This is a genomic window from Halobacteriovorax sp. GFR8 (assembly GCF_050955245.1).
In the GTDB taxonomy this organism is placed as follows: domain Bacteria; phylum Bdellovibrionota; class Bacteriovoracia; order Bacteriovoracales; family Bacteriovoracaceae; genus Halobacteriovorax_A.
The window spans coordinates 2059331-2085733 of sequence record NZ_JBPBLR010000002.1; the positions used below are offsets into that span (position 1 = coordinate 2059331).

The 26403-nt window shown below is 37.2% G+C and carries 30 protein-coding genes; 14 read left to right on the forward strand and 16 right to left on the reverse strand.

Going from position 1 to position 26403, the window contains the following annotated elements:
- Positions 1-8 precede the first annotated feature (8 nt).
- Together ACRXC1_RS10300 and ACRXC1_RS10305 are read right to left on the reverse strand one after the other, a co-directional pair.
- Positions 9-1073, reverse strand: a complete 1065-nt coding sequence (locus ACRXC1_RS10300; RefSeq protein WP_433658547.1) for a mannose-1-phosphate guanylyltransferase — start codon at positions 1071-1073, stop codon at positions 9-11.
- A gap of 67 nt (positions 1074-1140) precedes the next feature.
- The gene (locus tag ACRXC1_RS10305; protein ID WP_392909326.1) at positions 1141-1854 is read right to left on the reverse strand and encodes an SPOR domain-containing protein; all 714 of its coding nucleotides are present in this window, start codon (positions 1852-1854) and stop codon (positions 1141-1143) included.
- A gap of 178 nt (positions 1855-2032) precedes the next feature.
- On the opposite strand from ACRXC1_RS10305, the gene ACRXC1_RS10310 reads away from it, so the two are divergent.
- The 6 genes from ACRXC1_RS10310 (at position 2033) to ACRXC1_RS10335 (ending at position 6634) form a co-directional block, all read left to right on the forward strand.
- On the forward strand, positions 2033-2203 hold the full coding sequence (locus ACRXC1_RS10310) for a Flp family type IVb pilin (protein ID WP_433658549.1): 171 nt from the start codon (positions 2033-2035) through the stop codon (positions 2201-2203).
- A gap of 298 nt (positions 2204-2501) precedes the next feature.
- Positions 2502-3137 (forward strand): hypothetical protein, encoded by a 636-nt coding sequence (locus ACRXC1_RS10315; protein WP_433658551.1) that lies wholly within the window; start codon positions 2502-2504, stop codon positions 3135-3137.
- 36 nt (positions 3138-3173) lie between these two features.
- Positions 3174-3674 (forward strand): hypothetical protein, encoded by a 501-nt coding sequence (locus ACRXC1_RS10320; RefSeq protein ID WP_392909322.1) that lies wholly within the window; start codon positions 3174-3176, stop codon positions 3672-3674.
- Positions 3658-3948 carry a hypothetical protein gene (locus ACRXC1_RS10325; RefSeq protein ID WP_040314888.1) on the forward strand — a complete coding sequence of 97 codons (291 nt, stop codon included), beginning with the start codon at positions 3658-3660 and terminating at the stop codon, positions 3946-3948. The genes ACRXC1_RS10320 and ACRXC1_RS10325 overlap by 17 nt, the downstream gene beginning before the upstream one ends.
- A gap of 175 nt (positions 3949-4123) precedes the next feature.
- A complete protein-coding gene (locus ACRXC1_RS10330; RefSeq protein ID WP_433658553.1) occupies positions 4124-5458 on the forward strand; it encodes a hypothetical protein in 1335 nt (444 codons plus the stop codon).
- A gap of 9 nt (positions 5459-5467) precedes the next feature.
- Positions 5468-6634 (forward strand): ATPase, T2SS/T4P/T4SS family, encoded by a 1167-nt coding sequence (locus ACRXC1_RS10335; protein WP_433658555.1) that lies wholly within the window; start codon positions 5468-5470, stop codon positions 6632-6634.
- Here ACRXC1_RS10335 and ACRXC1_RS10340 read toward each other — a convergent pair.
- The 3 genes from ACRXC1_RS10340 to ACRXC1_RS10350 all read right to left on the reverse strand — a co-directional run bounded on the left by ACRXC1_RS10340 (position 6564) and on the right by ACRXC1_RS10350 (position 10236).
- Positions 6564-7604, reverse strand: a complete 1041-nt coding sequence (locus ACRXC1_RS10340; RefSeq protein ID WP_433658557.1) for an aspartate kinase — start codon at positions 7602-7604, stop codon at positions 6564-6566. The genes ACRXC1_RS10335 and ACRXC1_RS10340 overlap by 71 nt on opposite strands.
- Before the next feature lie 4 nt (positions 7605-7608).
- A complete protein-coding gene (gene ettA / locus ACRXC1_RS10345; protein WP_392859919.1) occupies positions 7609-9294 on the reverse strand; it encodes an energy-dependent translational throttle protein EttA in 1686 nt (561 codons plus the stop codon).
- A gap of 81 nt (positions 9295-9375) precedes the next feature.
- Entirely contained in the window at positions 9376-10236 is an 861-nt protein-coding gene (locus ACRXC1_RS10350) for a hypothetical protein (protein WP_433658559.1), read from the reverse strand.
- Between the two features lie 52 nt (positions 10237-10288).
- On the opposite strand from ACRXC1_RS10350, the gene ACRXC1_RS10355 reads away from it, so the two are divergent.
- The 4 genes from ACRXC1_RS10355 to ACRXC1_RS10370 all read left to right on the forward strand — a co-directional run bounded on the left by ACRXC1_RS10355 (position 10289) and on the right by ACRXC1_RS10370 (position 13055).
- Positions 10289-10579: a hypothetical protein gene (locus ACRXC1_RS10355; RefSeq protein ID WP_433658561.1), complete on the forward strand. Its 291-nt coding sequence runs from the start codon at positions 10289-10291 to the stop codon at positions 10577-10579.
- A gap of 2 nt (positions 10580-10581) precedes the next feature.
- A complete protein-coding gene (locus ACRXC1_RS10360; protein ID WP_433658563.1) occupies positions 10582-11799 on the forward strand; it encodes a class I SAM-dependent rRNA methyltransferase in 1218 nt (405 codons plus the stop codon).
- 13 nt (positions 11800-11812) lie between these two features.
- Positions 11813-12259: a DMT family transporter gene (locus ACRXC1_RS10365; protein WP_392909308.1), complete on the forward strand. Its 447-nt coding sequence runs from the start codon at positions 11813-11815 to the stop codon at positions 12257-12259.
- A gap of 76 nt (positions 12260-12335) precedes the next feature.
- A complete protein-coding gene (locus ACRXC1_RS10370; RefSeq protein ID WP_433658566.1) occupies positions 12336-13055 on the forward strand; it encodes a lysophospholipid acyltransferase family protein in 720 nt (239 codons plus the stop codon).
- A 12-nt stretch (positions 13056-13067) separates the two neighbouring features.
- Here ACRXC1_RS10370 and ACRXC1_RS10375 read toward each other — a convergent pair whose 3' ends face one another.
- The 6 genes from ACRXC1_RS10375 to ACRXC1_RS10400 form a co-directional block, all read right to left on the reverse strand.
- Positions 13068-13589, reverse strand: coding sequence for a hypothetical protein (locus ACRXC1_RS10375; RefSeq protein WP_433658568.1), 522 nt, complete (start codon positions 13587-13589; stop codon positions 13068-13070).
- A 244-nt stretch (positions 13590-13833) separates the two neighbouring features.
- A complete protein-coding gene (locus tag ACRXC1_RS10380; protein WP_392909302.1) occupies positions 13834-14352 on the reverse strand; it encodes a 4Fe-4S binding protein in 519 nt (172 codons plus the stop codon).
- Positions 14349-15494 carry an NADH-quinone oxidoreductase subunit D gene (locus ACRXC1_RS10385; RefSeq protein ID WP_392909300.1) on the reverse strand — a complete coding sequence of 382 codons (1146 nt, stop codon included), beginning with the start codon at positions 15492-15494 and terminating at the stop codon, positions 14349-14351. Before ACRXC1_RS10385 ends, ACRXC1_RS10380 begins: the two co-directional genes overlap by 4 nt.
- Before the next feature lie 21 nt (positions 15495-15515).
- Entirely contained in the window at positions 15516-16151 is a 636-nt protein-coding gene (locus ACRXC1_RS10390; RefSeq protein WP_433658570.1) for an NADH-quinone oxidoreductase subunit C, read from the reverse strand.
- Entirely contained in the window at positions 16144-16626 is a 483-nt protein-coding gene (locus tag ACRXC1_RS10395; RefSeq protein ID WP_114706451.1) for an NADH-quinone oxidoreductase subunit B, read from the reverse strand. Before ACRXC1_RS10395 ends, ACRXC1_RS10390 begins: the two co-directional genes overlap by 8 nt.
- A 162-nt stretch (positions 16627-16788) precedes the next feature.
- On the reverse strand, positions 16789-17745 hold the full coding sequence (locus ACRXC1_RS10400) for a hypothetical protein (RefSeq protein ID WP_433658573.1): 957 nt from the start codon (positions 17743-17745) through the stop codon (positions 16789-16791).
- 168 nt (positions 17746-17913) lie between these two features.
- Between ACRXC1_RS10400 and ACRXC1_RS10405 the strand changes: the two genes are divergently transcribed.
- Entirely contained in the window at positions 17914-18489 is a 576-nt protein-coding gene (locus ACRXC1_RS10405; protein ID WP_392909294.1) for a superoxide dismutase, read from the forward strand.
- A gap of 16 nt (positions 18490-18505) precedes the next feature.
- Here ACRXC1_RS10405 and ACRXC1_RS10410 read toward each other — a convergent pair whose 3' ends face one another.
- Positions 18506-18763 carry a hypothetical protein gene (locus tag ACRXC1_RS10410; protein ID WP_392859900.1) on the reverse strand — a complete coding sequence of 86 codons (258 nt, stop codon included), beginning with the start codon at positions 18761-18763 and terminating at the stop codon, positions 18506-18508.
- A 104-nt stretch (positions 18764-18867) separates the two neighbouring features.
- Here ACRXC1_RS10410 and ACRXC1_RS10415 point away from each other — a divergent pair, with 104 nt between their 5' ends.
- Positions 18868-19260: a hypothetical protein gene (locus ACRXC1_RS10415; RefSeq protein ID WP_392909292.1), complete on the forward strand. Its 393-nt coding sequence runs from the start codon at positions 18868-18870 to the stop codon at positions 19258-19260.
- Here the strand turns inward: ACRXC1_RS10415 and ACRXC1_RS10420 are convergent.
- The 4 genes from ACRXC1_RS10420 to ACRXC1_RS10435 are packed head-to-tail and all read right to left on the reverse strand — an operon-like array spanning position 19250 to position 23214.
- Positions 19250-19795 (reverse strand): hypothetical protein, encoded by a 546-nt coding sequence (locus ACRXC1_RS10420; RefSeq protein ID WP_433658576.1) that lies wholly within the window; start codon positions 19793-19795, stop codon positions 19250-19252. The two genes, ACRXC1_RS10415 and ACRXC1_RS10420, sit on opposite strands and share 11 nt — an antisense overlap.
- Complete coding sequence (pdxH, locus tag ACRXC1_RS10425; protein ID WP_392909288.1) at positions 19768-20370, reverse strand: pyridoxamine 5'-phosphate oxidase; 603 nt, start codon at positions 20368-20370, stop codon at positions 19768-19770. Before pdxH ends, ACRXC1_RS10420 begins: the two co-directional genes overlap by 28 nt.
- Positions 20371-20373: 3 nt before the next feature.
- Positions 20374-22278 (reverse strand): hypothetical protein, encoded by a 1905-nt coding sequence (locus tag ACRXC1_RS10430; RefSeq protein ID WP_433658578.1) that lies wholly within the window; start codon positions 22276-22278, stop codon positions 20374-20376.
- A gap of 42 nt (positions 22279-22320) precedes the next feature.
- Positions 22321-23214, reverse strand: a complete 894-nt coding sequence (locus ACRXC1_RS10435; RefSeq protein ID WP_392909285.1) for a LysR family transcriptional regulator — start codon at positions 23212-23214, stop codon at positions 22321-22323.
- 100 nt (positions 23215-23314) lie between these two features.
- Between ACRXC1_RS10435 and ACRXC1_RS10440 the strand changes: the two genes are divergently transcribed.
- Entirely contained in the window at positions 23315-23872 is a 558-nt protein-coding gene (locus ACRXC1_RS10440) for a pentapeptide repeat-containing protein (protein ID WP_392909284.1), read from the forward strand.
- 186 nt (positions 23873-24058) lie between these two features.
- Positions 24059-26362 (forward strand): efflux RND transporter permease subunit, encoded by a 2304-nt coding sequence (locus tag ACRXC1_RS10445; RefSeq protein ID WP_392909283.1) that lies wholly within the window; start codon positions 24059-24061, stop codon positions 26360-26362.
- Positions 26363-26403 lie beyond the last annotated feature (41 nt).

Below are 26403 nucleotides of genomic sequence, written 5' to 3' on the forward strand. Positions count from 1 at the left end.
GACTTCTCCTATAATAATTCTTTGCGTTTGTTATCTTTTAGGTGTTGAACAATTTCTTTTACTCGTTGAGAATCATCCTTAGGCACAATCATTACGGCCTTATCATTTGAAACGACAACAAGATCTTGAACATTAATTAAAGAAACATGCTTATCAGGAGCATAAATAATATTCCCAGTCGCATCCTTTAAAAAAGTTCCATTACTATCAATTATAGTGTTTCCTTCCACACGGTCAACTACTTGTTCAAGAGCTTCCCATGAACCAAGGTCATTCCAATCAAATTCGGCCTTAACTAAGCTGATACGGTTTGATTTCTCCATAATCGCATAGTCAATCGAGTCTTTTGGAATCTTATTATATACTTCTTCAAGCTTGGCCTCGTCGTCAAGACTTGCCTTCAATTCTTCATAGAAAGAAAACATTTCTGGAGAATGGGCCGCAAATTCTTCTTTAAAAACACCAAGTGGCGCCATAAACATCCCAGCATTCCAAACATACTTACCTGTTGATAAGTATTCCTTGGCCTTCTCAAAATTTGGCTTTTCAACAAATTCATCAACTTTGAATCCATCACCTACTGCTTCACTTGTTTTGATGTAGCCATAACCAGTGTGTGGAAAGTGAGGAGGAATCCCAATCGTTGTAATCGTTTGGGTATCGCTTGAAAGCTTCACGGCCTTCTCAAAGCTGGTCTTAAAGCCTGACTTATTTAAGATGACATGATCCGAAGGCATAACAGCAATAATATCATCCGAGTTAGCTCCCGCAGCTTCAATAGCAGCAAGAGATAGAAGAATACAAGGTGCCGTATTTCGCCCAGCAGGTTCATAAATAATATGTTCTTCAAGAATTTGATCTTTTGAGCAAGAAATCGCCAACTCTGATTGATCACGAGTTGTGATGATAAAACGATTCTTTAAGTCTACACTTTCTTCAAAACGATCAAGAGTTTGACCTAGTAGAGTTTCATTTCCAACAAGGGAAAGATACTGCTTTGGTTTTGATTCTGTTGACTCTGGCCATAGGCGTGTTCCCTTCCCACCGGCCATAATAAGTGTGTAAATATTCATAAAAAAATGCCCTTAAATAGTATAAGGGCATCGTATCATAAAAAATGTAAATGTTCTAAATGGTGAATTAGTCGAATTTTGTGAAGAAATAATCACGCCCTGCAAAAAGAGACGGATGCTTCTTAACATATTGCTTCGCTTCAATACTTCTCTCAAATGCCCCAAGGCTTACACGGAAGCGATTACCTTTTCCTGGTACATCCTTCTCATTTACGATTGGGCTAAAGCCTAAAACTCTAAAACCCTCAGCAAATTCCTTAGCATCATCAATTGACTCAAATGAACCGACTACGATTGTGTATTTACCAGTGTACTCATCAGTTTTTGAAGTCGATTCCTCAGCGATATTGTTCTCGACGACTTGTTGCTGAACAGGTTCTGCAACTCTTTCCGCAACGGCCTCGTCTACAGGAGAATCTTGAACACCGACATCATTGAAGTCTTTATTCTCATTTGAGAACTCATTAACCATCTTCTGCTTTAATGATTCTTCAATTCTCTTATTAAGCTCTTCTTTAGAAACCTTCTTTATCTCTTTGTCTTGAACTATTTCTTTAACCTTCTCCTCTTCTGGAGATGTTAGTTCAATCTTTTGCTTCTCATCCATTGGCTCAACAATCGCTTTTTCCTCTTTATTACTAAGCCCAGCTTTTTCAAAAGCATAATTAGATCCAATCTTTAGGCCAAAGAAGAATGATGTAATGGCAACAAGGATGACAAAGATGACAACCAATAAGATTTCTTTTTTCTCAAATACGTAGAAGTTACTTTTATCGTTCATAAGGATATTTTAATCTCTCCACAATTATTAGCAACTTGCTGAAAATACTAGGAAAAATAATCCTTTATTTCAGTTTTGAAATATATCCCGACATTGAGACTCAGGATAAAGACTCTCCTATCTTTATATTTTATAACCCGTGCAGTCTTATGAACTTTACCAAACCGGGAGAAAGAATATGAAAAAGATTTTAAAAAATAATAAAGGACAAGGTGTTATGGAATATATGATCATCACAAGCCTAGTTGGAATCATTTGCATCACTGCCGTAAAAACCCTTGGAACAAGAGTCCAAAAAAGACTAGAGGACGCATCCGAAAAAATCACTAAGAGTATAAAAGTAAATTAATACACAATTATGAAAATACTTTCTTACGCTCTATCTATTACCCTAATTGTCTTCGTCTTCCTCGTAAGCTCAGCTGTTAGCGAAAAGTATCGCTGTAAGAATAGTATTGTCTTTCAAGCTTATGTGCACTCATTAATAAAATCACATAATAATAAAAAATCATCGAAAACATTCTCTTGTAAAAGCCTCCTCTCACTTGAGAGGTGGCTTGATTCAAAAACACGGATTAAGTTTGTAAAAAATAAAAATGGAAAATACCTGAAGTATCGAAAAGAGAAACATCACTTAGGATTTTCAAATGGTCTTAGATGAAAGAGGTAGTACTTCTCTAGTAGCGGTCTTATTTTTTATGGCCTTCATCGCCATTATCTTTTCAAATATGGCACGCTCTTATGAAGAACTCCAAATAATTAAATATTACAATAAATCATATATCTGCTCTAAGAAGGCAATTGTTGAGTACAAGTCCTTCTATAAAAGAATTTCTTATATCAACGTCGGTCTTAAAAGCCTCTTTTACGCTCAATTTTTACCCCTAGCAGCGTGGCTAAAACCATTTATGAAGTATGGGGCAAAAGGCCTTAAGTATCTTCAAAGTGCGCTTCGCTACTTTCTACGCTACAAGCTCTTAACTATAACTGAGTGTGATGCAACTAATATTCTAGGTCTTCTTAAAACGGACCCATTAGGAAAAAAAATATGGAAAATCAAAAGAAGGCTCGATACTTCAGCTGTCTTTGAAAAGAAATGGAAGGCCTTTATGCCCTTTCACTACACAGGGAGTAACCTATCAGAAAATCACTCATTCGTTATTACCTTAAAATTCAAACTCGAAGAGGGAAGAATCTTAGACGATTTCACTCTCACCTCAAAACACATGGCACCCAAGGGTATTCAACAATTGAAGGACTTCTATGGACTTCAATTTTTGTAAGCACATTAATTCTTATGATTAACCTGGAGATTAAAATTGAAAATTCTAAACAACGAGAAATCCAAAACTTCATCAAAACCTGGAACTCAATCAAATAGTGACACCCCTTCATCACCACTACTCTTTAATAAAGAGAAGGAAGAAAAGATGAAGAAGGCCCTCTATCTTAGGTTCTGGGTTGCTTTGATTCTTACCAATATCTTCACCTATATCCTTTCAATTCCTTCGCCACAAAGACTTCCAGAGGAGCATATTACAGTGGAAAAAAACGAGAGGCTCCTTAAGCTTAAATTAAATGAAATGACCAACCTAGTAGGAAGTGAAGAGTATGTGTCTTTATATGCAGGCCCTACACACATCACAAATAAGGCCAAGATTGTGAAAAAACTAAACGATGAAGAAGTCCCTATTTATCTCGTAAAAATTTCTATTTCAGATTTGAATAGAATTGCTCCTTACAAGGCTTTAGAGCTAGATTCCTATCCAGTTACAGATCTACCTAAGTCCAAAGGAGGAGCTTATGAAATTGAAATTTAGCCTTATTACAATCCTATTATGTACAAGCATTCATGCACGTGAAGTCATTGTTTATACATACGACTCTGACAAAAACCACATGTTTGAAGTACTTAGCGAATTAATGGCAAAGAACGGAATTAAGAAAGAGGATTTTCGATTTATAAAGAAAAAGAACCCATGTGAAGATATCTATAAAAGCGCCCTACTTCACATATGCTTTAGAGGTGAAGAAGCTGAGCCTTTAGTTGTTAGACAAGATAAGCGAGTGCTTCAAAACACATTTGGGCAATAAAAAAGGGCCAACGTCTTGGCCCTCTTTCTATATCTGAAAAATAATTAAATATTAATCTAGATGAATTTTAAACTTAGGAGTAGTTCCCTTGTTTCTGTTATGCGCTTTTCTTTTAGCACCCATTTTTGTTTTTTTAGCATTACGCTTGTTTCTTGTAATACGAGTTCTTGATACCATGATAAATCTCCTCAATATATTTAAATCTAAATTAAAAACAGTTTTCGAGTATAGCTTTTTACTAAGTTTCCTGCCTTTTGTCAAAGTCATTAGCTTAATATGTATCGTAAATTTCAATATTTACGCAACTAGCTCAAATCAAATTACTCTGGCCATAGGCCAAGTCACTGAAATTTCATTATCAGGGATATCAAACTTCAGTATTTCCAATAAAGAAGTTTTATCGAGCAAAGCAATTCAAGCTCAGAATAAACTCTTTCTTAAAGGAAAAATGCAGGGCCAATCGATTGTTACACTTTGGACTAGTTCAGGCAAGAAGAAGATACATGAAGTTTACGTCCTTTCAAAGTCAGGCCAATTTAAAGTACTTGAGGTCTTAAACAACCTACGTCACTTTGGCATAAATGGAGAAATTAAAGGCGATAAACTAATCATCTCTCAGGATATAACGACACTTGATCAGTACCTAGTTCTTAGACCGCTTCTCAATAAGAATAAGAGTATTATCTTTAAGGGTGAACTTAAAGATAAAGTCGCTAAGAAAATCATTGGCGAAATTCACCACAGCTTTTTTCAAAACTATTACGATGATATTCGTTGTGAAAAATCCAAGATTGATATCCACTGCTTTACTAACGAAGAGATCTTAAAAGATAAGAAGTTCTTAGCGCCACTACAAAGTAAGCTCATGGTTAAGTTCTTTCTCTCTCAAAGGTTTAATAATCTCGTTAACCATAAGCTTGAAATGAGAATTATACAAATTGAAAGAATGGATGGAAAAGAGATTAATTTTGGTCTTGATCAAGTCGACGTCGGACTTTCCGATTTACTCGATGAGGGTGCATCAGCACTAGCTAAAAGTCAGAGCATTGTCTTTAGAAATACTGATTATAATGTGTCGACGCTAGCGACTCAAAAAATCCTCTTACGCACAAATAACAAATCAACAGTTCAAATGGGTTCAGATATCCCTTTTACCACGACAACGAATAACAATGGTAATAATACTCAATGGCGATTTGCTGGACTAAAAATTGAGATGCTTCTTGAAAAAATAAATAACAGATACAAAGTAAAATATAGCACAAAGCTAACTAGACCGATGGGACAGACAAATGGTGATACCTATATAAACGGGAGTGCACAAGAGTCGAGTTTTCTCATTAAAAAAGGAGTCCCGATTCAAATGTTTGAAATCGATTTAACGACTGATGACAACGCCGGCAGAAGACTTCCTATTCTTGGTCAGATCCCCATACTTGGAAAGCTATTTTCTTCGTCTGCAAAATTTAAAACGTATAAAAGAATTATTGCTATCGCTAAATTAAAATAGGAAATATATATGTCACAAATTAACCAGTACTTTTTCAATGAATTTAAAATGCTTTTAACAGAAAAGTCGAAGAAGACTATTCACTTAAATTTTGAAGAAATTATTTTAGAAACTTTAGAAAGAAATAATCTGCAAGAAAAAGACATCACAAACCTAGAAGATATAAAGGATTGGTTTAATAAGGTTTATCATCAAAGCTATATTGACGACCTTTTAAAACTTTATGATGCAAACGAGTTCATTATTCACTCTCCTAGTGATATCGAAGTTCACAAGCAAGACAACCTAAACCTTAAAGTTGAATTTCTAAGTAATGAGGACTTTGTTCTAAGCCTTGTCTTTCTAACACAAAAGCTTAGTATCGACTGGAGCTTCAGTACACCATTTGCTTCATTTAAAGATACGCGAGTGATAAGTGGCAATGCGATTGATCTTCGTGTCAGCCTTACCCACCCGTGCCTTTCACCTAAGTCACAAGCAAAGGCATTTCTACGAGTCCACTCACAAGAGAAATTTAAAGTTTCAAATTTCACAAAAGATAAAGATGCACAGAGTCTCATGACTGAACTTATTTCCAATTACAAAAATATAGTTATTGCCGGCTCCACGGCAAGTGGGAAAACGAGCTTTCTGAGGGCCTGCAAATCAATATGCCAAGAAGGTGAACATCACGTTATCATTGAAGATGTCGCAGAAATAGATGGTGATATCTCAAGCTCAACTCACTTACTTTCACATCCAAGTGAAGGAAAAAGCCTAAAGGACTATTGTAGCTATGCCCTTAGGATGTCTCCCAAGAGAATCATTCTAGGTGAAATTAGATCGAGTGAAGTTATTCCATTCTTACTGGCCATGAATACTGGACACAAAGGGATGATGAGTACCATTCACGCCAATAGTGCAAAGGATACGCTCCTAAGATTAACTACATTGTTCTCAATTTTTTCAGAAAGTAAGAATGGAATCGACTTCGATCAAATCCTTAGGCTTATTTGTCAAAGTGTTGACCATGTCGTTTTTATTGAAAACAAAGAAGTCAAAGAAATTATCGAAGTTCACGGTAGTGAAGCAGATCGTCCAATCTATTCGACACTTTATTCAAGAACTAAGAAAATAGCTGGTCACCAAAAAGGTCTATCCACTCACGAAGATCTTTGCCATCAACTTCAAGCGTAAAGTAATCGTCATTATTCTCGTCTAACTGAAAAGACTTATTGAGTAGCCTGGCCTCTTCAAGAGCAAGTCCAAAAACAGTGATAAAGTTTCGAGAGGCTTCATCTTTTTCCGTTGAAATTGCACAGAAATGATTTTCCTTGGCATCACTTATACAGCTTCCGGCTTCGTTTGGATAAAATACACTTTTAACGATAAGAGGAAGATTGGCTTCAATCAGAGGATTCATCGTTCTGTGAAAAAGAATCTTCGCTCCTTTATTAGTTAGAAGCTTTGTTTGGCGATAACTGAGATTGTGAATTAGTGGAGCATTAGTCAGAACCTTAGGGTCGTGGCCATAGACTCCTTTTACATCCTTCCAAATCACAAGTTCTTGTACATCATCAAGTGCCCAAGCAAAGATTGCAGCAGAATAGTCAGATCCTTCACGGCCAAGAGTCGAAGTCTGGCCATCAGTTGTTCGAGCAATAAAGCCTTGAGTAATGATAAGTGAATAGTTATTTAACTCTTTGCAATTTGCTTTCGTATTCTTAAAGAGAACCTTGGCCTCATTAAAATTTCGATTTGTGACAATATAATCACGAGCATCAGCATGAAAGATCTCTCTTCCCTGTTGCTCAAGATAGCTTGCAAGTATCGAAGTAGAGATTCGTTCTCCAATACTGTAGATAGAGTCAAGAGTGGCACTCGATTTAGGAAGTGCAAGATAACCTATTAATTCTTTTTTAAAGCTAGAGAGATCAACGGAAAGCTCTAGCTCATCAACGATCACCTTATGCTTTTCAAAAAAGGCTTCAACTAACGAAGTGGAGTCTTCATTGAAATAAATTGATTCAAGTTCATTAGTTGAATTATAGGTCGCAGAGAGTACAACAAGCGCATCATTTGGACATGCTAGGATTAAGTCTGCAATCTGCTTAATGGCAGCAGCACTTTTAATAGAGCTGCCACCAAATTTATATACACTTCTCAAGTTTCTAGTCTCTTGTTAACTTCTTGTATGTATAACGTTTAGGGTTAAGAGCTGCATCACCAAGACGCTTTCTCTTATCTTCTTCATACTCATCAAAGTTACCTTCAAACCACACAACTTTACCATCACCTTCAAAGGCAAGGATATGAGTAGCTAGACGGTCTAGGAAGAAACGGTCGTGGGAAATAATAACGGCACAACCAGCATAATCAACGAGGGCCTTCTCTAGGGCCTGAAGCGTATTTACATCAAGGTCGTTTGTTGGCTCATCCAGAAGTAGAACGTTTCCACCTTCTTTTAAAACCTTTGCAAGGTGAACACGGTTTCTCTCACCACCTGAAAGCTCAGATACTTTCTTCTTCTGGTCTTCACCTGAGAAGTTGAACTTAGCGATATAGGCACGAGAGTTTACTTCTTGACCACCAACATTGATGAATTCAGTTCCATCAGCAACAACATCGTAGATTGTCTTCTCTGGATCCAGGTCACGTCCTTGATCAACGTATGCCAGCTTAACAGTATCACCCACATCAAAAGTTCCTGAAGTCGGTTGTTCTTGACCTGTGATCATTTTAAATAAAGTTGTCTTACCTGCACCGTTTGGACCGATGATACCAACGATCCCACCAGGAGGTAGAGAGAACTCTAGGTTTTCATAGAGTAATTTATCATCAAATGCTTTTGAAACGCCGTGCGCTTCAATTACCTTATTACCAAGTCGAGGTCCGGCAGGGATGAAAAGATCATTTGTTTCATTTCTCTTCTCACTTGAAATTTTTGCTCTTTCCTCATAATTTTTGATACGAGCCTTTGACTTCGCCTGACGTGCCTTAGGATTAGAGCGAATCCACTCAAGCTCTTCCTTCATGGCCTTTTGTCTCTTTGACTCAGTCTTTTCTTCTTGAGCAAGACGCTTTGCTTTTGTTTCTAGCCAACCAGTGTAATTCCCTTCAAAAGGAATCCCTTGTCCACGGTCAAGCTCTAGAATCCATCCTGCAACATTATCTAGGAAGTAACGGTCGTGTGTTACAGCAATTACAGTTCCTTTATACTGTTGAAGGTGTCTTTCTAACCACCATACAGTTTCTGCGTCAAGGTGGTTTGTCGGCTCATCTAATAATAGAATATCTGGTTTTTGAAGAAGTAAGCGACATAGTGCTACCCTTCTCTTTTCCCCACCTGAAAGATTTCCACACTTCGCTTCTGACGGAGGGCAGTTTAGAGCTTCCATTGCAAGGTCAAGCTGGTTATCAAGTGTCCAAGCATCGGCTGCATCAAGTTTATCTTGTAGCTTCGCTTGCTTATCTAATAAGTCATTCATTTCGTCATCTGACATAGGTTCTGCAAATTTTGCAGAGATCTCATCAAATTTTGCAAGAAGATCAACTGTCTCTTGGCAACCCTGTTGTACTACTTCTCTAACAGTTAACTCTGGATCAAGTTTTGGCTCCTGCTCAAGGTAACCAACTGAGTAGTTCTTTGCTAAGTGAGTTTCACCTAAGTGGTCTTGATCAAGCCCTGCCATAATCTTAAGAAGTGTTGACTTACCAGCACCGTTAAGACCTAGAACACCGATCTTAGCTCCATAGAAATAAGAAAGGGAGATATTTTTTAGAACGTGCTTTTGCTTATAAACTTTCCCAACACGATTCATTGAATAAATAATTTGCTTATCATTTTGATAGGCCATCAGCTGACTCCATTTGTTTTTTTATTACCCAAATAAAGTACCTACAAAACGATAGAATATCAATTATAACTGCTCATAAGCTTAAAGATTTAAATGACTTATTAGGCGGAAAAAGTTTGCGACATAAGGCACAAAGAAGAAGACGACAAGCCATGCAAATTTGAATATCTTTAATCGTTGTAAAAATACTTCATTTTCACTTCGATAATCATCCCATAAATTAATTTCAATTGACTCTAGGTCTTCACAAATGTCTACTCCCTGGTGCTTTTTCATCTCAATAAGGGCCGAGAGTCTTCGAAACAGCTCCTTTGCCAAGCTTTGCTTCATCTCAACAATCGAATTGATTGATGAACGATGGATGAGTTGATTGATGGGAGTCCCAACGTCGTACATCAGTTTAAAGATAAGGTAGGAGTTTAAGATCTTACTAATTGGTGAGAGAAATTTATGCTTTAATTTTTTGATCAACAAAATAAAGCTAACAACACCAATCATATTATATAGGAAGGCCAAGGCCAGGAAGAAGTAATCAGCCTTTAGCCCAAGAATATTAGTTGCAAAGATATTGAGAGCAAATGTAAGGCCCATGGCCATAAGAAACTGAAAGAGGGTCTCATTGATTGTTCCTGAGACCTTTTTCTCTATTTGTAGATCATTTGAAAGAGCATGGCGCATTTTTGCAAGGGTCCGACTTGTCGCAGCGCCAAATTCTTTTGCAATCTGAGCAATTTCACAAACTAGAGAATCATAGAATTTATAATTTGATAGTTGCGATAGATCTCCCATCAGATTGAGCTGGGATACTTCAATTAATAAGTCCTTACCTCTTTGGTACTCAGAACGCATTCGATATTTCAATAAGTTAAACCTTTCGATTAGTCTTTCTGCAGGTATGAAAAGAGCGATAAGTGAAATCGATAGAAAAGATAAAATTGCCAAAATAGACCTCCTATCTTGACGTAACGCTATGTATCTGAAATAACAATATTCCATGGAAAATAAAGAAGAGTTATTTCACATTCGAAATGAAAAGCATGCTATTGAACAGCAATCAGAAGATATTGATCATCCTGATTTCTATCTCAATGATGAGCTACTAGAAGAGCTACAACTCTTTTGCCAAAATTTTGATCCATACCGTGATATGGATCTTGAAACGAAATTTCGTTTACAAGAATTTGGCGTTCTTGAACTCTCAAATCCTTTTGAGATTACAAATAAACTTCTTCTCTTGCTAGAGAACAACCTTCAGTATCGTATTAAGATAGAAAAAGAAAAGTAACAATGAACAAGAAAACCGCAGGTCGTCCACGCATTCGCACACCTAGGGTAGAACTACACCCTGCTAGTGTTAAATATATTTTCAAAGGTCATCCTTGGATTACAAAAGATAAGTACTCTTTAAAGTTTCCAAAGGGATCTCCTTTTATTACAGCAAAGCTTGATGAAGTTAAGAACGATGATGCGAAATTTGTTGTAATGCTTAATGATCCAACTCACGATAGTGTACTCGCTAGAATTTGGAGAATTGGCGAAGGCTCTTCTCACCTTGGTCCAAAGGAGTTTTACTTTGAATTACGTGAGCGTATGCAAGCAAGCTTTGAGGCACGTGGAAATATCGACAATCGAGAAAACTACTACCTAGCCTTTGGTGAGTCGGATTATCTACCAGGACTATTCATTATACGTTTAAAGGATAGAATCTTAATTCAATTCTATGCAAACTTTTGGAATCACTTTGAAAGTGATGTTCTAAAGATTGTAAAAGATTTCTACCCTAAAGATACGATTTGGGTTCAGAAAAGAAACCTTAAGCGCAAGAAAGAATTCTACTGTGCGACTAATAAACAACTAAAAGAAGATAATTTCATAATAGAAGAGTTTGGTGTTAAGTATCAGATCAAGCTTAACCAATTCTATGATATTGGAATCTACACTGACATGGCGGCCATTAGAGATCGTGTAAAAGATGACTTTGATGGAAAAAGTGTTTTAAACCTTTATAGCTATACAGGTGCTTACTCTTTATTTGCCCTCAAACAAGGTGCAACAGATGTAACAAGTGTTGATCTATCGCAAAAGTACCTTGATTGGCTACAGGAAAACCTAGTACTTAACGAAATGAGTGAAGGCCATGAATCACTTTGTATGCCGACAATCAAGGCCCTCGAAAAGTTCAAGGCCGAAGGTAAGAAGTTTGATCTAATTATTTGTGACCCTCCTAGTGCATCAAGTGATGGAAAGAAAGTTTCCAAAGCTATTGATGCATACAAAGATATGATTCCTCTATTTGATATGATTTTAAATAAGGGTGGAAAAGCACATATCTTTTTAAATACACATTCAATTACACGTAAGAAATTTGAAAATAAAATCAAAGAATATATTGGCAACCGTAAGATTAGTATCACAGGATCACTAAAGCTTACTGGTGATTGTCCATCTCTCAAGGGCTTTATTGAAGGCGACTACCTTAAGGGATTAACACTTCTAAAGAAATAAAGGAAAAGAGTAGATGACAAATAACCTAGCAATAATTGTTCCCCTATTTATTGGTTGTATTGGTATCCTTCAAGGTGCACTGAACCGATTAATGACAAATGATATTGGCCTTACTTGGATGGCCCTTCTTGGAAACTTTGTTACTCTCGTTGTTTGTACTGGATTCTTCTTTTTCGTTAAACATAACCCTGAACTCTTTCCTGAGTTTGTTCGCTTAAAAGAATTCCAATTTAGGTGGTGGTATGTCATCCCGGGCTTTTTTGGATTCTTATTTGTTGTAGGGCTCCCTCTAGGAATCTATGAACTTGGCGCCGTTAAAACAACTGTAGGTCTAATTGCGGCCCAAATGGTGACAAGCGTCTTATGGGATATATTTGTTGAGAATATCTCATTAACTGTACCCAAAGGACTTGGGATTCTTATGGCAATTGGCTCTGTTTTATTAATTACACTGTTTTAACAGTTAATTATAAATAGCGTTAACACACTTTCATTTTATAGTCTGACACAGATAATTCCTATGCTATAAAGTAGAAATGCTTTTAATGTATTTTCGTCTATTCACTGCAGGACTATTTTTAGTTATTGGTACTCTAATCTGGATTCCAATCTGTATGTTTCGCCCTGCGAATCGAGGAAACACTTACCTTATCGCCAATTACTATTCGTGGCTTACTCGTCTATTCTTACATATTAAAATTGATGCAAGAGTAAAGAAAGACCATAAAGACGTTAGAAATTCAGTAATCATTTCTAACCACCAATCTAACCTCGATATTTTCTTTGTTGGCCCAGCGCTACCGAAAAGAACAGTTTCACTAGGAAAGCAATCTCTCGTTTGGATTCCTATCTTTGGCCAAATGTATTACCTCGCGGGAAATATTTTAATTAATAGAACAAACCGAACAAAAGCCTGGAAGGCCATGGCCGAAGTTGCACGAACAATTAAAGAAGATAATTGCAATGTATGGATTATGCCAGAAGGAACTCGTTCTAAAGGGCGCGGACTTCTACCATTTAAGAAGGGCCCATTTGTGGTTGCCATCCAAGGACAGCTCCCAATTTATCCTGTCGTATTTTCTGAATATGAAAAGTCATTTGATCTAAGAAAACTTAGGCCTGGAAAAGTTATCATTGAAGCTCTTGAGCCGATTTCAACAGAAGGAATGACGATGGATGATATTGGGGATCTCATGGACAAGACTCGTGAAAGAATGCTTGCCCATATTAATAAACTAGCTGCTGAGCTATCTTAACATACACTCTTATTAGAAGATATTCACTCTTGTCATGTAATCAACTTTTCTAGCGTCTGCTCTTCTTAGTGGTCCTTGCGTACCTGGCGCAGTTGTTCTTCTTCCATCATTTATAGCAGCATTACTTGTTGGACACTCCATCCCTAGGCCACAAAGATCTTTTCTATTTAAGAAGAGAGCTGCTTCAATAAAGCTATACTTTTTACCATTATAGATAATCTCTAAATCTTCAATCTTACCTGTTTTATTAGGAAGGATAACAAAATCACCCTTCTCTAGAATATCAAATAGGAATTCCTTGTACTGTGCATATTCTTTCGTAATTTTGAAAAGAACATCATTATAATCTCTACCATTAGTATCTTTAGAGTAAGCACTTACTGTATCACCAAAAATTCTAATTGATCTAATATCTTGATCACCATGGTACTTAGTTCTAATTTTTAAATCACCAGAAGTTGCAAAGATTTGCTGGTAAGCAAATGAGTTAAGTGCAACAAATAGAACTAAAATTGATTTGATAAGTGTTTTCATATTTTCCCCTCTATACCTATAGAGATGCACTTTGTGTGCCAAGATTTATATGTAATTTTAAGGAGATAGAGTGTCTAAGACTAAGACAGTGTAAATAAAAAAGGCTCCGCTAGCTGGCCCTTCCCATAGCTCCAGAGACAACAAAGCCTGCATAAATGCAGGCTTGTTGAATATAGTTTTCTAGCTAAAGTATTAGTGAGCTAGCACCACATCATATCTTGCTTACGCAGGATGCTGCGGATGCTTATTTTACAATTCTTTCACGCCATTTTTTGATATCTGGTGCTAGATAGTCGTACTTCATCTCATCAAGAGTATATTGAGAGAATTCGTAATCTGTCGTGTGAGTAAGACACTCAGTTGGACAAACAGTAGTACAAAGACCACAGTAACAGCAAAGAGCTGTATCGATTGTGTATTGAAGAAGATCTAACTTAATTGGTGTCCCACCACTTGTCTTAAGTGCTGGAGCATCTTTTTCTCTTCTAACAGCTGTAATGTAGATACAGTCAACTGGACAAGCAGTTGCACACTGGTAACAAGAAATACAGTTTTCAACGTCATTAAATAGACGTGAACGAGAGTTCTTTGGAAGCTCTTCTCTTACTTCTGGATATTCAATTGTTACAGGCTTTACACCGTATACATACTTAAAAGTAATCCCTAGACCTTTAGTTACTGTTCTAACTCCAGTCCAGATATTCTTAAACCATTTTCCTAATGTTAGTTGCTCACCTGCTTGGTAAGTTGCTTGAGTGCTCATCGGTCAACCTCTCCTAGTACAATATCAATACTTCCGATCGTAGCAACGAAGTCTGCGATCATCTGACCTTTTCCAAGTTCAGGTAGCATTGAAGTGTGTGTAAAACATGAAGACTTAACTTTAACTCTATAAGGAGTTTTTCCACCATCTGAAACGATGTGGTAACCAAGCTCTCCACGAGGACACTCAGTTTTTGTATAAATCTCACCTTTTGGCAGCTTAATGATTTTTGGAACTTTCCCCATAACAGGTCCAGCCTCAATTCCATCAAGAGCTTGACGAAGGATTTTAATTGATTCAAAAATCTCGAAAACACGTACATAGTAACGATCCCAACAGTCACCAACAGTTCCCATTTCACCTTTACCTGTAACGATATCGAAATCAAATTTTTCGTAAAGTCCGTATGGTTTCTTCTTACGAAGATCCCACTCAACACCTGAACCACGAAGAACAGCACCTGTAGCACCGTACTCAAATGCCATTTCAGGAGTAACAATACCAACATTAGCAGTTCTGTTACGGAAGATTGCGTTCATACCAACAAGATCGTGGTACTTCTTCATATTCTCTTCCATTTTAGTACAGAAAGTATCAATACGACGAAGTTGATCATCATTGATATCATTCCACACACCACCAATCCAAATATAATTATAAAGAAGACGTGCCCCAGAAAGTTCTTCAAAGATTCTTAGGATTTCTTCTCTATCTTGGAATGCATATAAGAAAGGAGTAAAAGCACCAAGGTCAATTGCATATGTACCAAAGTACATTAAGTGTGATGCAATTCTTTGTAGCTCAGCTACAATAACTCTGATGTACTCCGCTCTTTCAGGAACTTCAGTTCCAAGCATCTTTTCAACACCGTGAACATATCCCCACTCCATTCCCATGGCACCAAGGTAGTCCATACGGTCAGTGAAAGGAATGATTCCACGATAATCTAAGTTCTCGCTGTGCTTTTCCATACAACGGTGTAGGTAACCAAGGTATGGTGTCGCTTCAACAACGATTTCAGAATCTGTTTTAATCTCAACACGCAAAACACCGTGAGTGGCAGGGTGCTGAGGCCCCATATTTACTGTCAGTAGATCAGTATGTAAGGCTTCTTGTTCTTGTTTTAATGTATTATCTTCCATTAAAAATATCCTTAAAATTAATTATTTAGCTTCTTCCATCTTCTTATTTAGAGCGGCCTCTAAATCAGTAGAAATCTTTCCATCCCATGAACCAGAGATCTTCTTTGGTTCAGCAGCATCAATTCTCGCCTTAGCGAAGAATTCGTGATCTGCGATATTCATTTTATGTTCAGGATTAACTTCGAAACCTTGCCAAACTTTTTGAACTTCATAGTCTTTACGAAGCGGGAAACCTTCCCAATCTTCTGGACAAAGAATTCTTCTATGATCTGGGTGTCCAACAAATTCAACACCATTCATATCGTAAACTTCTCTCTCTAAGAAGTTAGCCGACTTCCAAACATCACATACAGAATCAATTTTAGGAACATCATCTTTGTTTGCTTTTGGAAGCTTTACTTTAATTATTACATCATCAGAGTTTGTAATGAATGAAGCCAGCATATAGTTAACTTCGATTTCATTTTCGTAATCAACACCTGATACAACTTGAAGTACGTTGAATTGATATTCAGAACTATCTCTAAGCGCATAACAAACGTCTTTAATTTTTGAAGCATCAACTAAGATCGGCTTATCACCTGCTTCGTTTTCAATTAAAGAGGCATTTGCACCGCTAACTTTATCATTAATAAAAGTTACTAATTCATTAAGCATGCTTCACCCACTTATCTTTAAGAAGTCTCTCGTTAGCAACTTTCTTTTGAAGTGTCATTAAACCTTCGATTAGAGCCTCTGGTCTTGGAGGACAACCTGGTACGTAAACGTCAACAGGAATGATCTCATCAACACCTTTTAGAACGTGGTAACCGTGTTGCCAGTATGGCCCACCTTTGTTAGCACATGAACCCATCGAAATAACATATTTCGGCTCGGCCATTTGTTCATAAAGAGTCTTAATTCTTGGTGCCATTTTAAGAGTTACAGTACCTGCAACAATCATTAAGTCAGCACGTCTTGGTGTCGCCATGAAAGCACCACAACCGAATCGTTCTAAGTCATACTTAGCACCACCAGTTGCCATCATTTCAATAGCACAACAAGCTAGACCAAATGTCATTGGCCAAAGAGAGTTCTTTCTTCCCCAGTTAAGGAAGTCATCAAGTTTTAATAAAACAACACTATCTTGCATTGCCAGCAATCCTTTTTATAGATGTATAAAATTATGAAATTCTTAGGTTATAAATTACCAATGCTTAGCTTTGTAGTCAATTAAAGCCGAGGAAAAAAGAGAGTTTTTTGTAAGGAAGCGTTGGTGCATAGAGACATTATTGAGTTTAGTAGTCAATAAAATTTAGTCTAAATATGAACGACATCTAGCATTAAATTTAGATTCTTCCTGACCCACCTTTTTATTGGCACTCGCTATGGAGCGGCTTTGACTCTCCTTTAGATAGGTCATACGCTTAAGATCATTTTGACAGACCTTGGTCATGATCGTTTCAAACTCCTCTATTACAGCTACTGGATACGGCTTAGACCAAGCCGATGAGATGAGGCTAGAGTCTTCGCTCGAACTATGCTCAACTATCTCATGAGAGATACCTAATTTGTTTACCGCATGCTTAAACTGGTCATAATGTGCCCCTAGTTTATAAAATTCCTTTACAGCAAGCTCCCTTGAGAACTCCTCTCCATCTAAAATATTTAGGCACTGTGGAGAGATCGCTTTAAGCCCATAAATCTCGCGTCCGACACGACACTCAACTAAAAAGGCATCAACTTCCCCACCCTTGCCCTGGATCGTATCACTTAAAAAGGTAGAAACAGAGAAATCACTTAAGTAAGGATTAAATGGCTTCTTATAGATATAATGAGTTAACTCGTGAATAAGATCTAGAACGGCATTCTTAGTTGAATGAGACTTATCAATATAAACCTTGGACCTTGTCTCAAAGCGTACGCTTTCAGGTGAGCTTGGATTGAACTTTCTCACAAGGGTCGTATCTGTCACTGAAGCATCACCACTATCAATAACCTCTTCAAGTCGCTTGCGATCCTTGGCGGCCCTTAAGCGTGCCTTATCAATTAACTGAATCCCAAGCTTTGAGGTTGAGACGATTTCAATTAATTGCTCAATGCTACCCTCTTGAGTCGAACTCAGCTTGCGCCAATTTCCACCATACTTATCAGTAGCCGAGTGAATTACTCCACCGCGTTGCCCCCAACTGCTCGCATTTGCACTAAATGCCACAAGGTAAATTGTTAATATTGATAGAGCAAATGTAGGTAGATGACGTCGAAAATGCATTAGCTTAAAATCGACATCTGGGCAAAATTCTTGAGTAAAATTTGAGGAGAATTTCAAAAGGGCAAAAATAATTTCTATAACTTAATGCGTTTTGCACTTAAAGAACAAACGCATTAGAATAGAGCTGTTCAAAAAACATTATAAGAATCTAGAATTAAGGAGAAAAGAATGGAACATAAACTTCCAGAACTACCATGGGCAAAGGATGCTCTAGCACCTCATATCTCAGCTGAAACAATTGAGTACCACTACGGAAAGCACCACAATGCATACGTAACAAAGCTAAACGCTGCGATTCCAGGTACTGAATTCGAAAATATGACTCTTGAAGAAATCATCATGAAGTCAACTGGTGGCCTATTCAACAACGCTGCTCAAGTATGGAACCACACTTTTTACTGGAACTGTCTTGCTCCAAACGCAGGTGGTGAGGCAACTGGTGCAGTAGCTGACGCTATCAACGCAAAATGGGGATCATTTGATAAGTTCAAAGAAGAATTCTCTAATGCAGCTGCAACTAACTTTGCTTCAGGTTGGACTTGGCTAGTTAAGACTAAAGGTGGAGAGCTAGAGATCGTTAACACTGACGATGCACAAACTCCAATGACTGATGGTCACACTGCTCTAATGACAATTGACGTATGGGAACACGCTTACTACGTTGATTACAGAAACGCTCGTCCTTCATATATCGAAGCTTTCTGGAAGCTAGTTAACTGGGATTTCGTTAACTCAAATCTTTAATCAAACGAAAGGCCTCTTATGAGGCCTTTTTTTCTTCTTCTTCGATATAACCTAAAACTTTTACTTCAAAACCAAATTGCTTTTCTCTTCTTAAAAGCTTGAAACGAGACTTATCTTTAGTTGGATGCAGATGCTTAATCTGTCCTAACGTTTCTTGTAGTAATTTTGCCGATTCAATTGAGTGGCACTGAATTTTATATTGGTCCCCTTTCCTCTGCTCAACAGGTAAAAGGTAAAACTCATCTTCAAATAAATTTACATCAATCAAAAACATTCTCTTTCCCCAAAGTATAAGTACTTATTATTTCGGATGTTTTCGAAAAATATTAATGATTTTTTTTATTATGTCGATAGGTACATAGAATAATGGAGATATTTATGAAAAGAATTATTGCCGCTAACCTACTTGTTCTAATCGCTTTCACAATTAAAGCTGGACGTGAATATAAGGACCAAGATGCAATTCAATATGAAAAGAATCTAAATGCTCAAATTAGTCAGGCAGTTGAGATCGCTAACTTAAGACAACAAGTTGCGTATCAGAAAGAAACAATTAAAGGTATTAAAGATGAGTACCAAGCGGCACTCAATAATATGCAAAGCCTTGTCTCTGCAAACCAGCAGGCCAAGCAACATATCTACACTTTAAAAACAGGTAACGACAAACTAGCAAAAGCACTTGATAGAAATGGCCTCGTTACACCTGAGCTTGCAAAGTACATCACAAGAGAAAGTGGAAGACTTCCAGCAAGTAAGGATTCTAAAAAGTAAGAAAGCTATAAACGATAGAAATATCAAATTGAAAAAGAGAAAAGATCTCTTTTCCTCCGTAGTAATTCATATCTGTGCGAACTCTTAATTGGTCTGAGAATGGAATATTAAAACCCATTCCAAGAATGACAGAGCTATACGTTCGATTTACAAGCCCCGTGAGCATTTGTCCGTTATAAATAGAAGATCTCCCCTCAACCATCGTCCAATGTCCACCAAGATTCATATCAAGCCACTCTTCTGGTGAAATACGAAACATAAAGCCGAATTGATTTGTATCAAGATCGACCTTAAATCCTTGATGATCATTAGAAAGTGTTCCTGTTCTAAAAAAGCCTTCCAGTGCCAGTGCACCAAACTTCACTCCGACATTTGCAGAAGGAAAGATTGCCGTTGCACCATTGTAATAATCTGTTTCAGATATAACACCACTTAGTGATGCCCCACCTCCAGCATATAGCTCAGAAGCATTTCCGCTAGAGGTATAGATTAAAATAGTAAATATAATTATGGATAAAGTCTTAGTGAGTGCCACTCATTACCTTTTTTAACAAATTGAAAGCGATCGTTTAAACGGAACTCTCCGTAAATAAAGAAAGTAATTTCTTTAATATCGACTAAGTAACCACCCCAGTTTTCAGGATATGGGACTTCTTCTTTATAGCGTTCAAGCCCTTCATTATATTCTTGTACTAACCTCTTGCGATCTTCAACTGGTGAAGACTGATTAGAAATTGAACTTGCTACCTGGCTCTCATGAGCACGAGATTGAAAATAGTTCTTTGATACTTCAGTATCACACTTTGAAATTGAACCCCTGATTCTGACTTGCCTACCAAGTCGATGCCAGTAGAAAGTCATGGCCACATTTGGGTTTGCAATAATCTCCTGTGCCTTTACCGAATTATAATTTGTGAAAAATAGTGGCCTATTACCAACGACTTCTTTTAAGAGAAGCGTTCTAGCATTTGGTTGCCCTGATTCATCAACTGTTGAAAGAGTAAATGCAGGGCCATTTTCTTCTTTGGCCACGGCCTCTTTAAACCATGTTTCAAAAATCTCAACAGGAGATTCTTTGTAGTCACCTAAAAATTCTTTGTAATCACTCACACCCTACTCCGTAATAATTTGAAAGTCTCTTTTTGAGTCGTGAAAATCGCGGTTAATATCGAGGATCTCATAATAAACCTTAGGGAACTCATGCTCACCATAATTAAAATGAACTGGTTGAGTACGGTTTCCTAAAATATCCAACTTAAAAAACATTAAGTTTGGCAGGTCATCAATTGGAACAAGACTTTGCACAACACGATAAAAGTACTTACGAAAGTTATTCTTGTCGATGTTATCGATCACCTTTTCAAGTTTTATATAGATATTATCCACTTCCGAGTTAAGGATTCTTTGAATTCGCTTGGCAACATGACGAGTATGGGCCCTTTGCCAGAAAAAGATCTTACTTATGAAATACTTACCTTTTCCATTTCGTGTGACGACGCGATAACCGCGATCTTTTTTAATCTTATTAACCTCATCAATAATACGTTCTAATGGAACATTCTTAATATATTCAAAGATATCTTTCCTTAAGACAAGACGGTACTTAACCTCTGTCGTGATATTAGTCTTGACCGTATCAAGCTCTTTAAAATCGATCTTTGAGAAAATGAACTGAGGAACCAATGCCTTAATCTTCTTCTTTGTCGATTTCCACTCACCGCGTGTAAAGTATCGATCCTTTCTAAGATAATTTGTTCCAAAATCAACAGAAGTTTCAGTTACCCTATCCTTTGGTATAAAAGAAAAGTACGATTCTTCAATCTTATCTCTTCTTTTGTGAATAAGGATATTGAACTCTTCACTGTACTTATAAACTTTATTTGGAAAGAAATACTCTCCAACATCAGGGCCATTTAAGATCGAGATATGGTTTTTATAATAAGTCCAATCGTAATCAACATCACTAATAAAGATTCCGAGCTTGAATCCTCGACGTTTGAATTTATATTCATTAAAACCTTGGAATAGTAACTTTACCCCCGTACCAAATGTTGCAATTTCATTTGCTAGGCTAAAGTCAGAAATAAGTTTTTCTTCAATATACTTTCGACCTGTATACTGACCAATCATTTTGTCCGTATTCAATTTATACTTCGGCTTAATGATTCGATCAAAGGCCTCTCTTGCGTGCGGAAGGCTTAGGTCAAAGATATAATCTAGAACATACTGCTCGCCTATTCCACGGCCTAGGTTATATTCTAATAACTTTAGTTGGAAGTTCTTAGAAACAAAGTCGGGTGTATTTACCTTCTCAACAAGGGCAACAAAGAAATCACTCTTTACTTTGGCACCAGTTTTGGCCTCCGTAGAAGTTCTTGTCACAATTTTTAAGCGAACCTTACTTTCGTCCATGCGGTAGATATTAATATTGTAATTACCACTTGTAATAACATTGGCAAAAGCACTGGCATCAACAATATCCCCATAACCGTAAGCAGCACTCAATCCAAAATTTAAAGTCATTTGTGCCGGGATACTGACAAAGTCCCCAATGGCCAACCTCTTAAGAGTACTTTCTGCGTTATAAGGAAGCTTGTTAATTGAATAAGGGATCGCGAGAATTGCTTTCTTTTGATCATCAAAGTGACGAATAAAAGTTACTCGATCATTTTTAGAAAACGTTAGATTAATCGGTGTCACGGCATCTATATATGAGCCAGGGTTTACGTGACGATTAAAACTCCACTCATCGACACGAGCAAACTTCCCCTTCAAATAGGAAGGAGTCATTTCATAGCCGTACTTAAGACCGACACCTACACCTTTTATTTTATCCCAATCTAACAACTTTACAGTTGTGGACAGGTTAAGGTTGGCAATCTCTCTAACAATAATATCTTTAATCTTTCCATCTTTTAGAAAGCCAATATCTTCGGCCCTAGTCTCAAAAGATACATGAAGAGACATAGAGATAAGTATAGTCAATGCAATGGACTTAATAAGGGAATAATTTTTCATCGACAAATGCTAACTAGTTTTAAACAGGTCGGCAAATGGAAATTAATGAAGATTTAACTGATTAACGTCTGTATCAACCATTAATAAATCTTTTAATTTTCTAGCAAAGAGTAAATTCTCATTTTTCTTTTTAAGAATTGCATATGTTGGAACACCAATATCATGCTGAGGGCCAAGGCAGTACAACTCCTGAAAGATCGACTCATTACCAATTGCAGCAAGAACGATCTCCCCTCTTTGTGCCAACGTCGACAAATAATAAAGGTGCTCACTAAAGAAAGCTTCCTTTAAGTAAACCTTCTGCTCTTTAAGAACTTGCTTCGCATTAACAATCATTTTTTCATCAGATGAAAGAAAACCAATGGGTAGCTTTTTAACTAATTTTTCGAATGGTAAGTCGCGATATTTCGCTGCAACAGCAGTGTTTACATAGAAACGAAGCTGATTTTGGGCAACGAGGTAGTTTTCGTATAATTCATTAGAAAGCTTCTTATCGCTGATGGCCACATCAACAGTATCATTTTCAAGATAGTACATTGTCTGAGAGAAATTCTTTGAGCGCTTTGTGATGGTATGGCCAAAATCACTATAGGTAGAATAATAGTCCGCTAATACCGCTGCAATATTTGGCGACTCAAGATGTGACTCAATCGAAAAAGTCACATCGTAACCACCATCGTCATGAGGTGTTAAATGATCAACAAGGCGCATCCCATTTGAGAAAACCCCCTTAGCATGAGAATAAACCTCCTCACCTTTTTTTGTTAAAACGATCTCCCTAACCTTTCTTTCGAAAAGTTGCACACCGTAATTTTGCTCAAGCTTTTTAATCTGCTCACTTACAGTTGATGAAGCAAGGCCCATTTTTTCAGCGGCCTTCTTTACAGATTTATGCTTTGCAGCTTCATAAAAACAATAGAGATGATTCCAATTCATACGACTACAATAGTTCGGAAATTCCGAATTTACAAACAATTGACTTAATATAGCTAAATAAAATCGCTACTATCTTACTAGTTTTACAAAGAGGATGGAAATGACGACGCAAAACACGATGTTTACAGCAATCAAAAAACAAAATGAGAATCGTATCAACCTTAGGAATGTTGATAACTTACGATTAATCAGTGCCTCTAAGATTGAGAAGAGTTCTTTCGATAACTCAATGCTAGATAAAATCAATATTCGCCACTCTGATTTAAACGAGAGTGATCTAAGAAAATGTAATATCAAATATGCAAAGCATAATAACTCAAACTACGAGGGTGTTGACTTCACTTGGTCAAACCTTGCAAAGAATCGTTTTAAAAGAATTAATCTGAAAGACGTGAACTTAGAGTGTACAAATTTAGAAGATAGCACATTTGATGAATGTGACCTTGCAGCGACAAGTATGCGATGGGCAAACTTAAGGGGTGTAACTTTCAAAAGTTGCAACCTTACTGGATGTGACTTCTCTAATGTTGACTTAACAGGGACGATCTTTATCAATTGTAACCTTAAAGGTGCTAAATTTAATATCAATACAAAAATGCCATTCTTAAGAGAGAATGCCATTTCTAAGTTAGGAATGGATTTCGTTGGAATCCAATAAGGCCTAGCTTTAGACAAACGCTCTAGCTGACAATGTTCACTCTCGAACACATTGAGAGTATCGACACTATTTTGCTAGAGCGTCTACATCAATCGAGTATTTCTTATCATCTCCCCCCTAAATTCTTAGCTTTTCTTTACAAAACTTAATATAGTGTTAGTGAAAACTTCAAAGGAAATGAATTATATGAAACGTGTTCACTCACTTGCAGAAAGAGTCGCGAAATATATCGTCGACCATACTAAAACTTGTCTTCTAATTTCATTTATCTTCTTAATTGCCCTAAGCTCAGGTCTACCAAAAATTCATGCTAACTACTCCGTTAAGGGTTGGCTAATGGATCACGACCAGCGCCTGCTAGATCTAAAAGAGCATGAAGGAATCTTTGGGAGTTCAGACACCATCGACATCATGGTCTATAAAGAAGATGGCCTCTTTGATGAAAATACCATTAAAACAATTCAAGATATCACTCAAGACTTGTGGCAGATTAAGCATATTGTACGAGTTGAAAGTTTAACGAATCACAACTCAATTGAATCAGAAGATGATGATATTTTTATTACGCCTTTCTTAGATGAAGAAGTTGAGTTAACTCCAGAGAATTTAAAACTTAAAGAACAGCTTGCCACTCATGATCGACAACTTGTTAATTCAACAATTTCGAAATCTGGCCGCTTTACTTATATCAGAGCATTCCTTGATACTTTCGAAGGAACACCTCCCTATGATCAAGTCGTAGTCGATACAGAGGCACTGCTTGAAAAATATAATAAGGCCGAAGGGATAAAGTTCTACCTCGGTGGAATCTCTTTTATTAATGAGTCACTTCAAAGAGCATCTGATCGAGACATGATGGTTGTCTTTCCAATCGTTGTTGGGGTTCTTTCTCTCATCCTTTTCCTATTTTTTAGAAATCTATTAGGAATCGTTCTTCCATTCTCTCTCGTTGGCCTTGCCATTATTACGACATTTGGGATTGAAGGGCATTTAGGAATTGAGCTATCGAGTATTATTGCGGCCCTCCCGGCCATCTTGATTGCGATTGGTCTTGCTGACTCAATTCACATCTTAATCACCTATAGACACTTCTATATTTTTGATCGCATGAATGAGCACGATGCAGCTATTGCAGCTCTAAAGAAGAACTTTATTCCAACGCTACTGACAACACTGACAACAGCAATTGGATTCTTCTCTCTTACATCCACTGATATTAAGCCAATTTATAATCTAGGGATTCTTTCAGGGATTGGAACTTGTATCGCATGGTTCTACACTTATTTCTTCCTAGGCGCACTTCTAACAAAAGTACACTTTAAAGTGGGAGATCGTGACGATAAATTCCATGCGTTTGATGGCATCTTTATGTTTGCAGAAAAGCATAAGGTTATTATCAATATCCTGACACCTATTATCACAATTGCTTCAATTTACTTTGGAATGCAAAACTATATCAATGCTGACCCTATTGAATATTTTGACGAGCACACTCCTGTTAAGCAGGCCTTCAATATGGTTAGAAAAGAGTTTGGTGGCTCTAGAATGATTGAGCTTGTTTTTGACTCAGAGAAACCAGAAGGTGTGAAAGACCCGGCCTTCTTAAAGAAGTCAGAAGAGCTTGTTCAGTGGATGCTTAAGGACGAAAAGATTATTCGCGTTAGCTCAATTTTAGATATTGTAAAACAGATGAATAAAACTCTTCATAGTGATAATGAAGAATTCTATGCTATCCCTGAAACTCGTCGAGCAGTAGCAGATCAACTCTTCCTCTACACTCTTGGATTACCACAAGGGCTTGATCTCAAAAATCAGTTATCCCTTGATAATCGTCGTTTTCGAGTACTTGTCATGTGGGACATTAATGACTCAACAGCGGCCATTGCTAAAACAGATAAAATTTTAAAGAAGGCCGATGAAATCGGGATTAAGATATATGAGGCGGGACAATCGCCAATCTACAATCGAGTTAATGACCTCGTTGTAAATACTCTTCTAACTTCGATGAGTATTTCACTGCCTATTATCTTTCTTATTATCCTATTTGTTTTCAAGGATCTTAAGCTTGCACTACTCTCCCTTATTCCAAACGTCTTTCCTCTATCGGTAGCGGCCGGAATTATGTACTTTGCGGGAGATGAGTTAAATATTGGTAACGTTATCGTCTTTGCCGTGTGTTTAGGTATTGCGGTCGATGACACCATTCACTTTATCTCAAATTACAAACTCAAGGTACTCCAAGGAATGAACGGTCATGATGCTCTTGCATCAACAATGCACCAAACAGGAAAGGCCCTAGCGTTAACAACAACAATGTTAACAATTGCCTTTGGACTCTTTTACTTAGGTGATTTTGTTCCAAACCAGAAGTTTGGGGTTTACTGCTCAGTGATCCTAACTCTTGCACTAGTTGCGGATTTAGTGATCTTACCTGCTGCGTTACTGAGTTTAAAGAGCTCAAAAGTTGAGACAGACACTGCTAAGGTATAGAAAATTCATAGATCCTCAGCATATGTCTTAACTTACGAGCT

Bases quoted from the DNA above. Each gene is read 5' to 3' on its own strand.
- ACRXC1_RS10380 (WP_392909302.1), bottom strand. From the start codon at position 14,352: ATGAGCACTCAAGCAACTTACCAAGCAGGTGAGCAACTAACATTAGGA.
- ACRXC1_RS10360 (WP_433658563.1), top strand. From the start codon at position 10,582: ATGAACAAGAAAACCGCAGGTCGTCCACGCATTCGCACACCTAGGGTA.
- ACRXC1_RS10405 (WP_392909294.1), top strand. From the start codon at position 17,914: ATGGAACATAAACTTCCAGAACTACCATGGGCAAAGGATGCTCTAGCA.
- ACRXC1_RS10430 (WP_433658578.1), bottom strand. From the start codon at position 22,278: ATGAAAAATTATTCCCTTATTAAGTCCATTGCATTGACTATACTTATC.
- ACRXC1_RS10400 (WP_433658573.1), bottom strand. From the start codon at position 17,745: ATGCATTTTCGACGTCATCTACCTACATTTGCTCTATCAATATTAACA.
- ACRXC1_RS10315 (WP_433658551.1), top strand. From the start codon at position 2,502: ATGGTCTTAGATGAAAGAGGTAGTACTTCTCTAGTAGCGGTCTTATTT.
- ACRXC1_RS10305 (WP_392909326.1), bottom strand. From the start codon at position 1,854: ATGAACGATAAAAGTAACTTCTACGTATTTGAGAAAAAAGAAATCTTA.
- ACRXC1_RS10370 (WP_433658566.1), top strand. From the start codon at position 12,336: ATGCTTTTAATGTATTTTCGTCTATTCACTGCAGGACTATTTTTAGTT.
- ACRXC1_RS10435 (WP_392909285.1), bottom strand. From the start codon at position 23,214: ATGAATTGGAATCATCTCTATTGTTTTTATGAAGCTGCAAAGCATAAA.
- ACRXC1_RS10300 (WP_433658547.1), bottom strand. From the start codon at position 1,073: ATGAATATTTACACACTTATTATGGCCGGTGGGAAGGGAACACGCCTA.
- ACRXC1_RS10375 (WP_433658568.1), bottom strand. From the start codon at position 13,589: ATGAAAACACTTATCAAATCAATTTTAGTTCTATTTGTTGCACTTAAC.
- ACRXC1_RS10390 (WP_433658570.1), bottom strand. From the start codon at position 16,151: ATGCTTAATGAATTAGTAACTTTTATTAATGATAAAGTTAGCGGTGCA.
- ACRXC1_RS10325 (WP_040314888.1), top strand. From the start codon at position 3,658: ATGAAATTGAAATTTAGCCTTATTACAATCCTATTATGTACAAGCATT.
- ACRXC1_RS10335 (WP_433658555.1), top strand. From the start codon at position 5,468: ATGTCACAAATTAACCAGTACTTTTTCAATGAATTTAAAATGCTTTTA.
- ACRXC1_RS10365 (WP_392909308.1), top strand. From the start codon at position 11,813: ATGACAAATAACCTAGCAATAATTGTTCCCCTATTTATTGGTTGTATT.
- ACRXC1_RS10385 (WP_392909300.1), bottom strand. From the start codon at position 15,494: ATGGAAGATAATACATTAAAACAAGAACAAGAAGCCTTACATACTGAT.
- ACRXC1_RS10310 (WP_433658549.1), top strand. From the start codon at position 2,033: ATGAAAAAGATTTTAAAAAATAATAAAGGACAAGGTGTTATGGAATAT.
- ACRXC1_RS10355 (WP_433658561.1), top strand. From the start codon at position 10,289: ATGGAAAATAAAGAAGAGTTATTTCACATTCGAAATGAAAAGCATGCT.
- ACRXC1_RS10440 (WP_392909284.1), top strand. From the start codon at position 23,315: ATGACGACGCAAAACACGATGTTTACAGCAATCAAAAAACAAAATGAG.
- ACRXC1_RS10445 (WP_392909283.1), top strand. From the start codon at position 24,059: ATGAAACGTGTTCACTCACTTGCAGAAAGAGTCGCGAAATATATCGTC.
- ACRXC1_RS10415 (WP_392909292.1), top strand. From the start codon at position 18,868: ATGAAAAGAATTATTGCCGCTAACCTACTTGTTCTAATCGCTTTCACA.
- ACRXC1_RS10395 (WP_114706451.1), bottom strand. From the start codon at position 16,626: ATGCAAGATAGTGTTGTTTTATTAAAACTTGATGACTTCCTTAACTGG.
- ettA (WP_392859919.1), bottom strand. From the start codon at position 9,294: ATGGCCTATCAAAATGATAAGCAAATTATTTATTCAATGAATCGTGTT.
- ACRXC1_RS10330 (WP_433658553.1), top strand. From the start codon at position 4,124: ATGATAAATCTCCTCAATATATTTAAATCTAAATTAAAAACAGTTTTC.
- ACRXC1_RS10410 (WP_392859900.1), bottom strand. From the start codon at position 18,763: ATGTTTTTGATTGATGTAAATTTATTTGAAGATGAGTTTTACCTTTTA.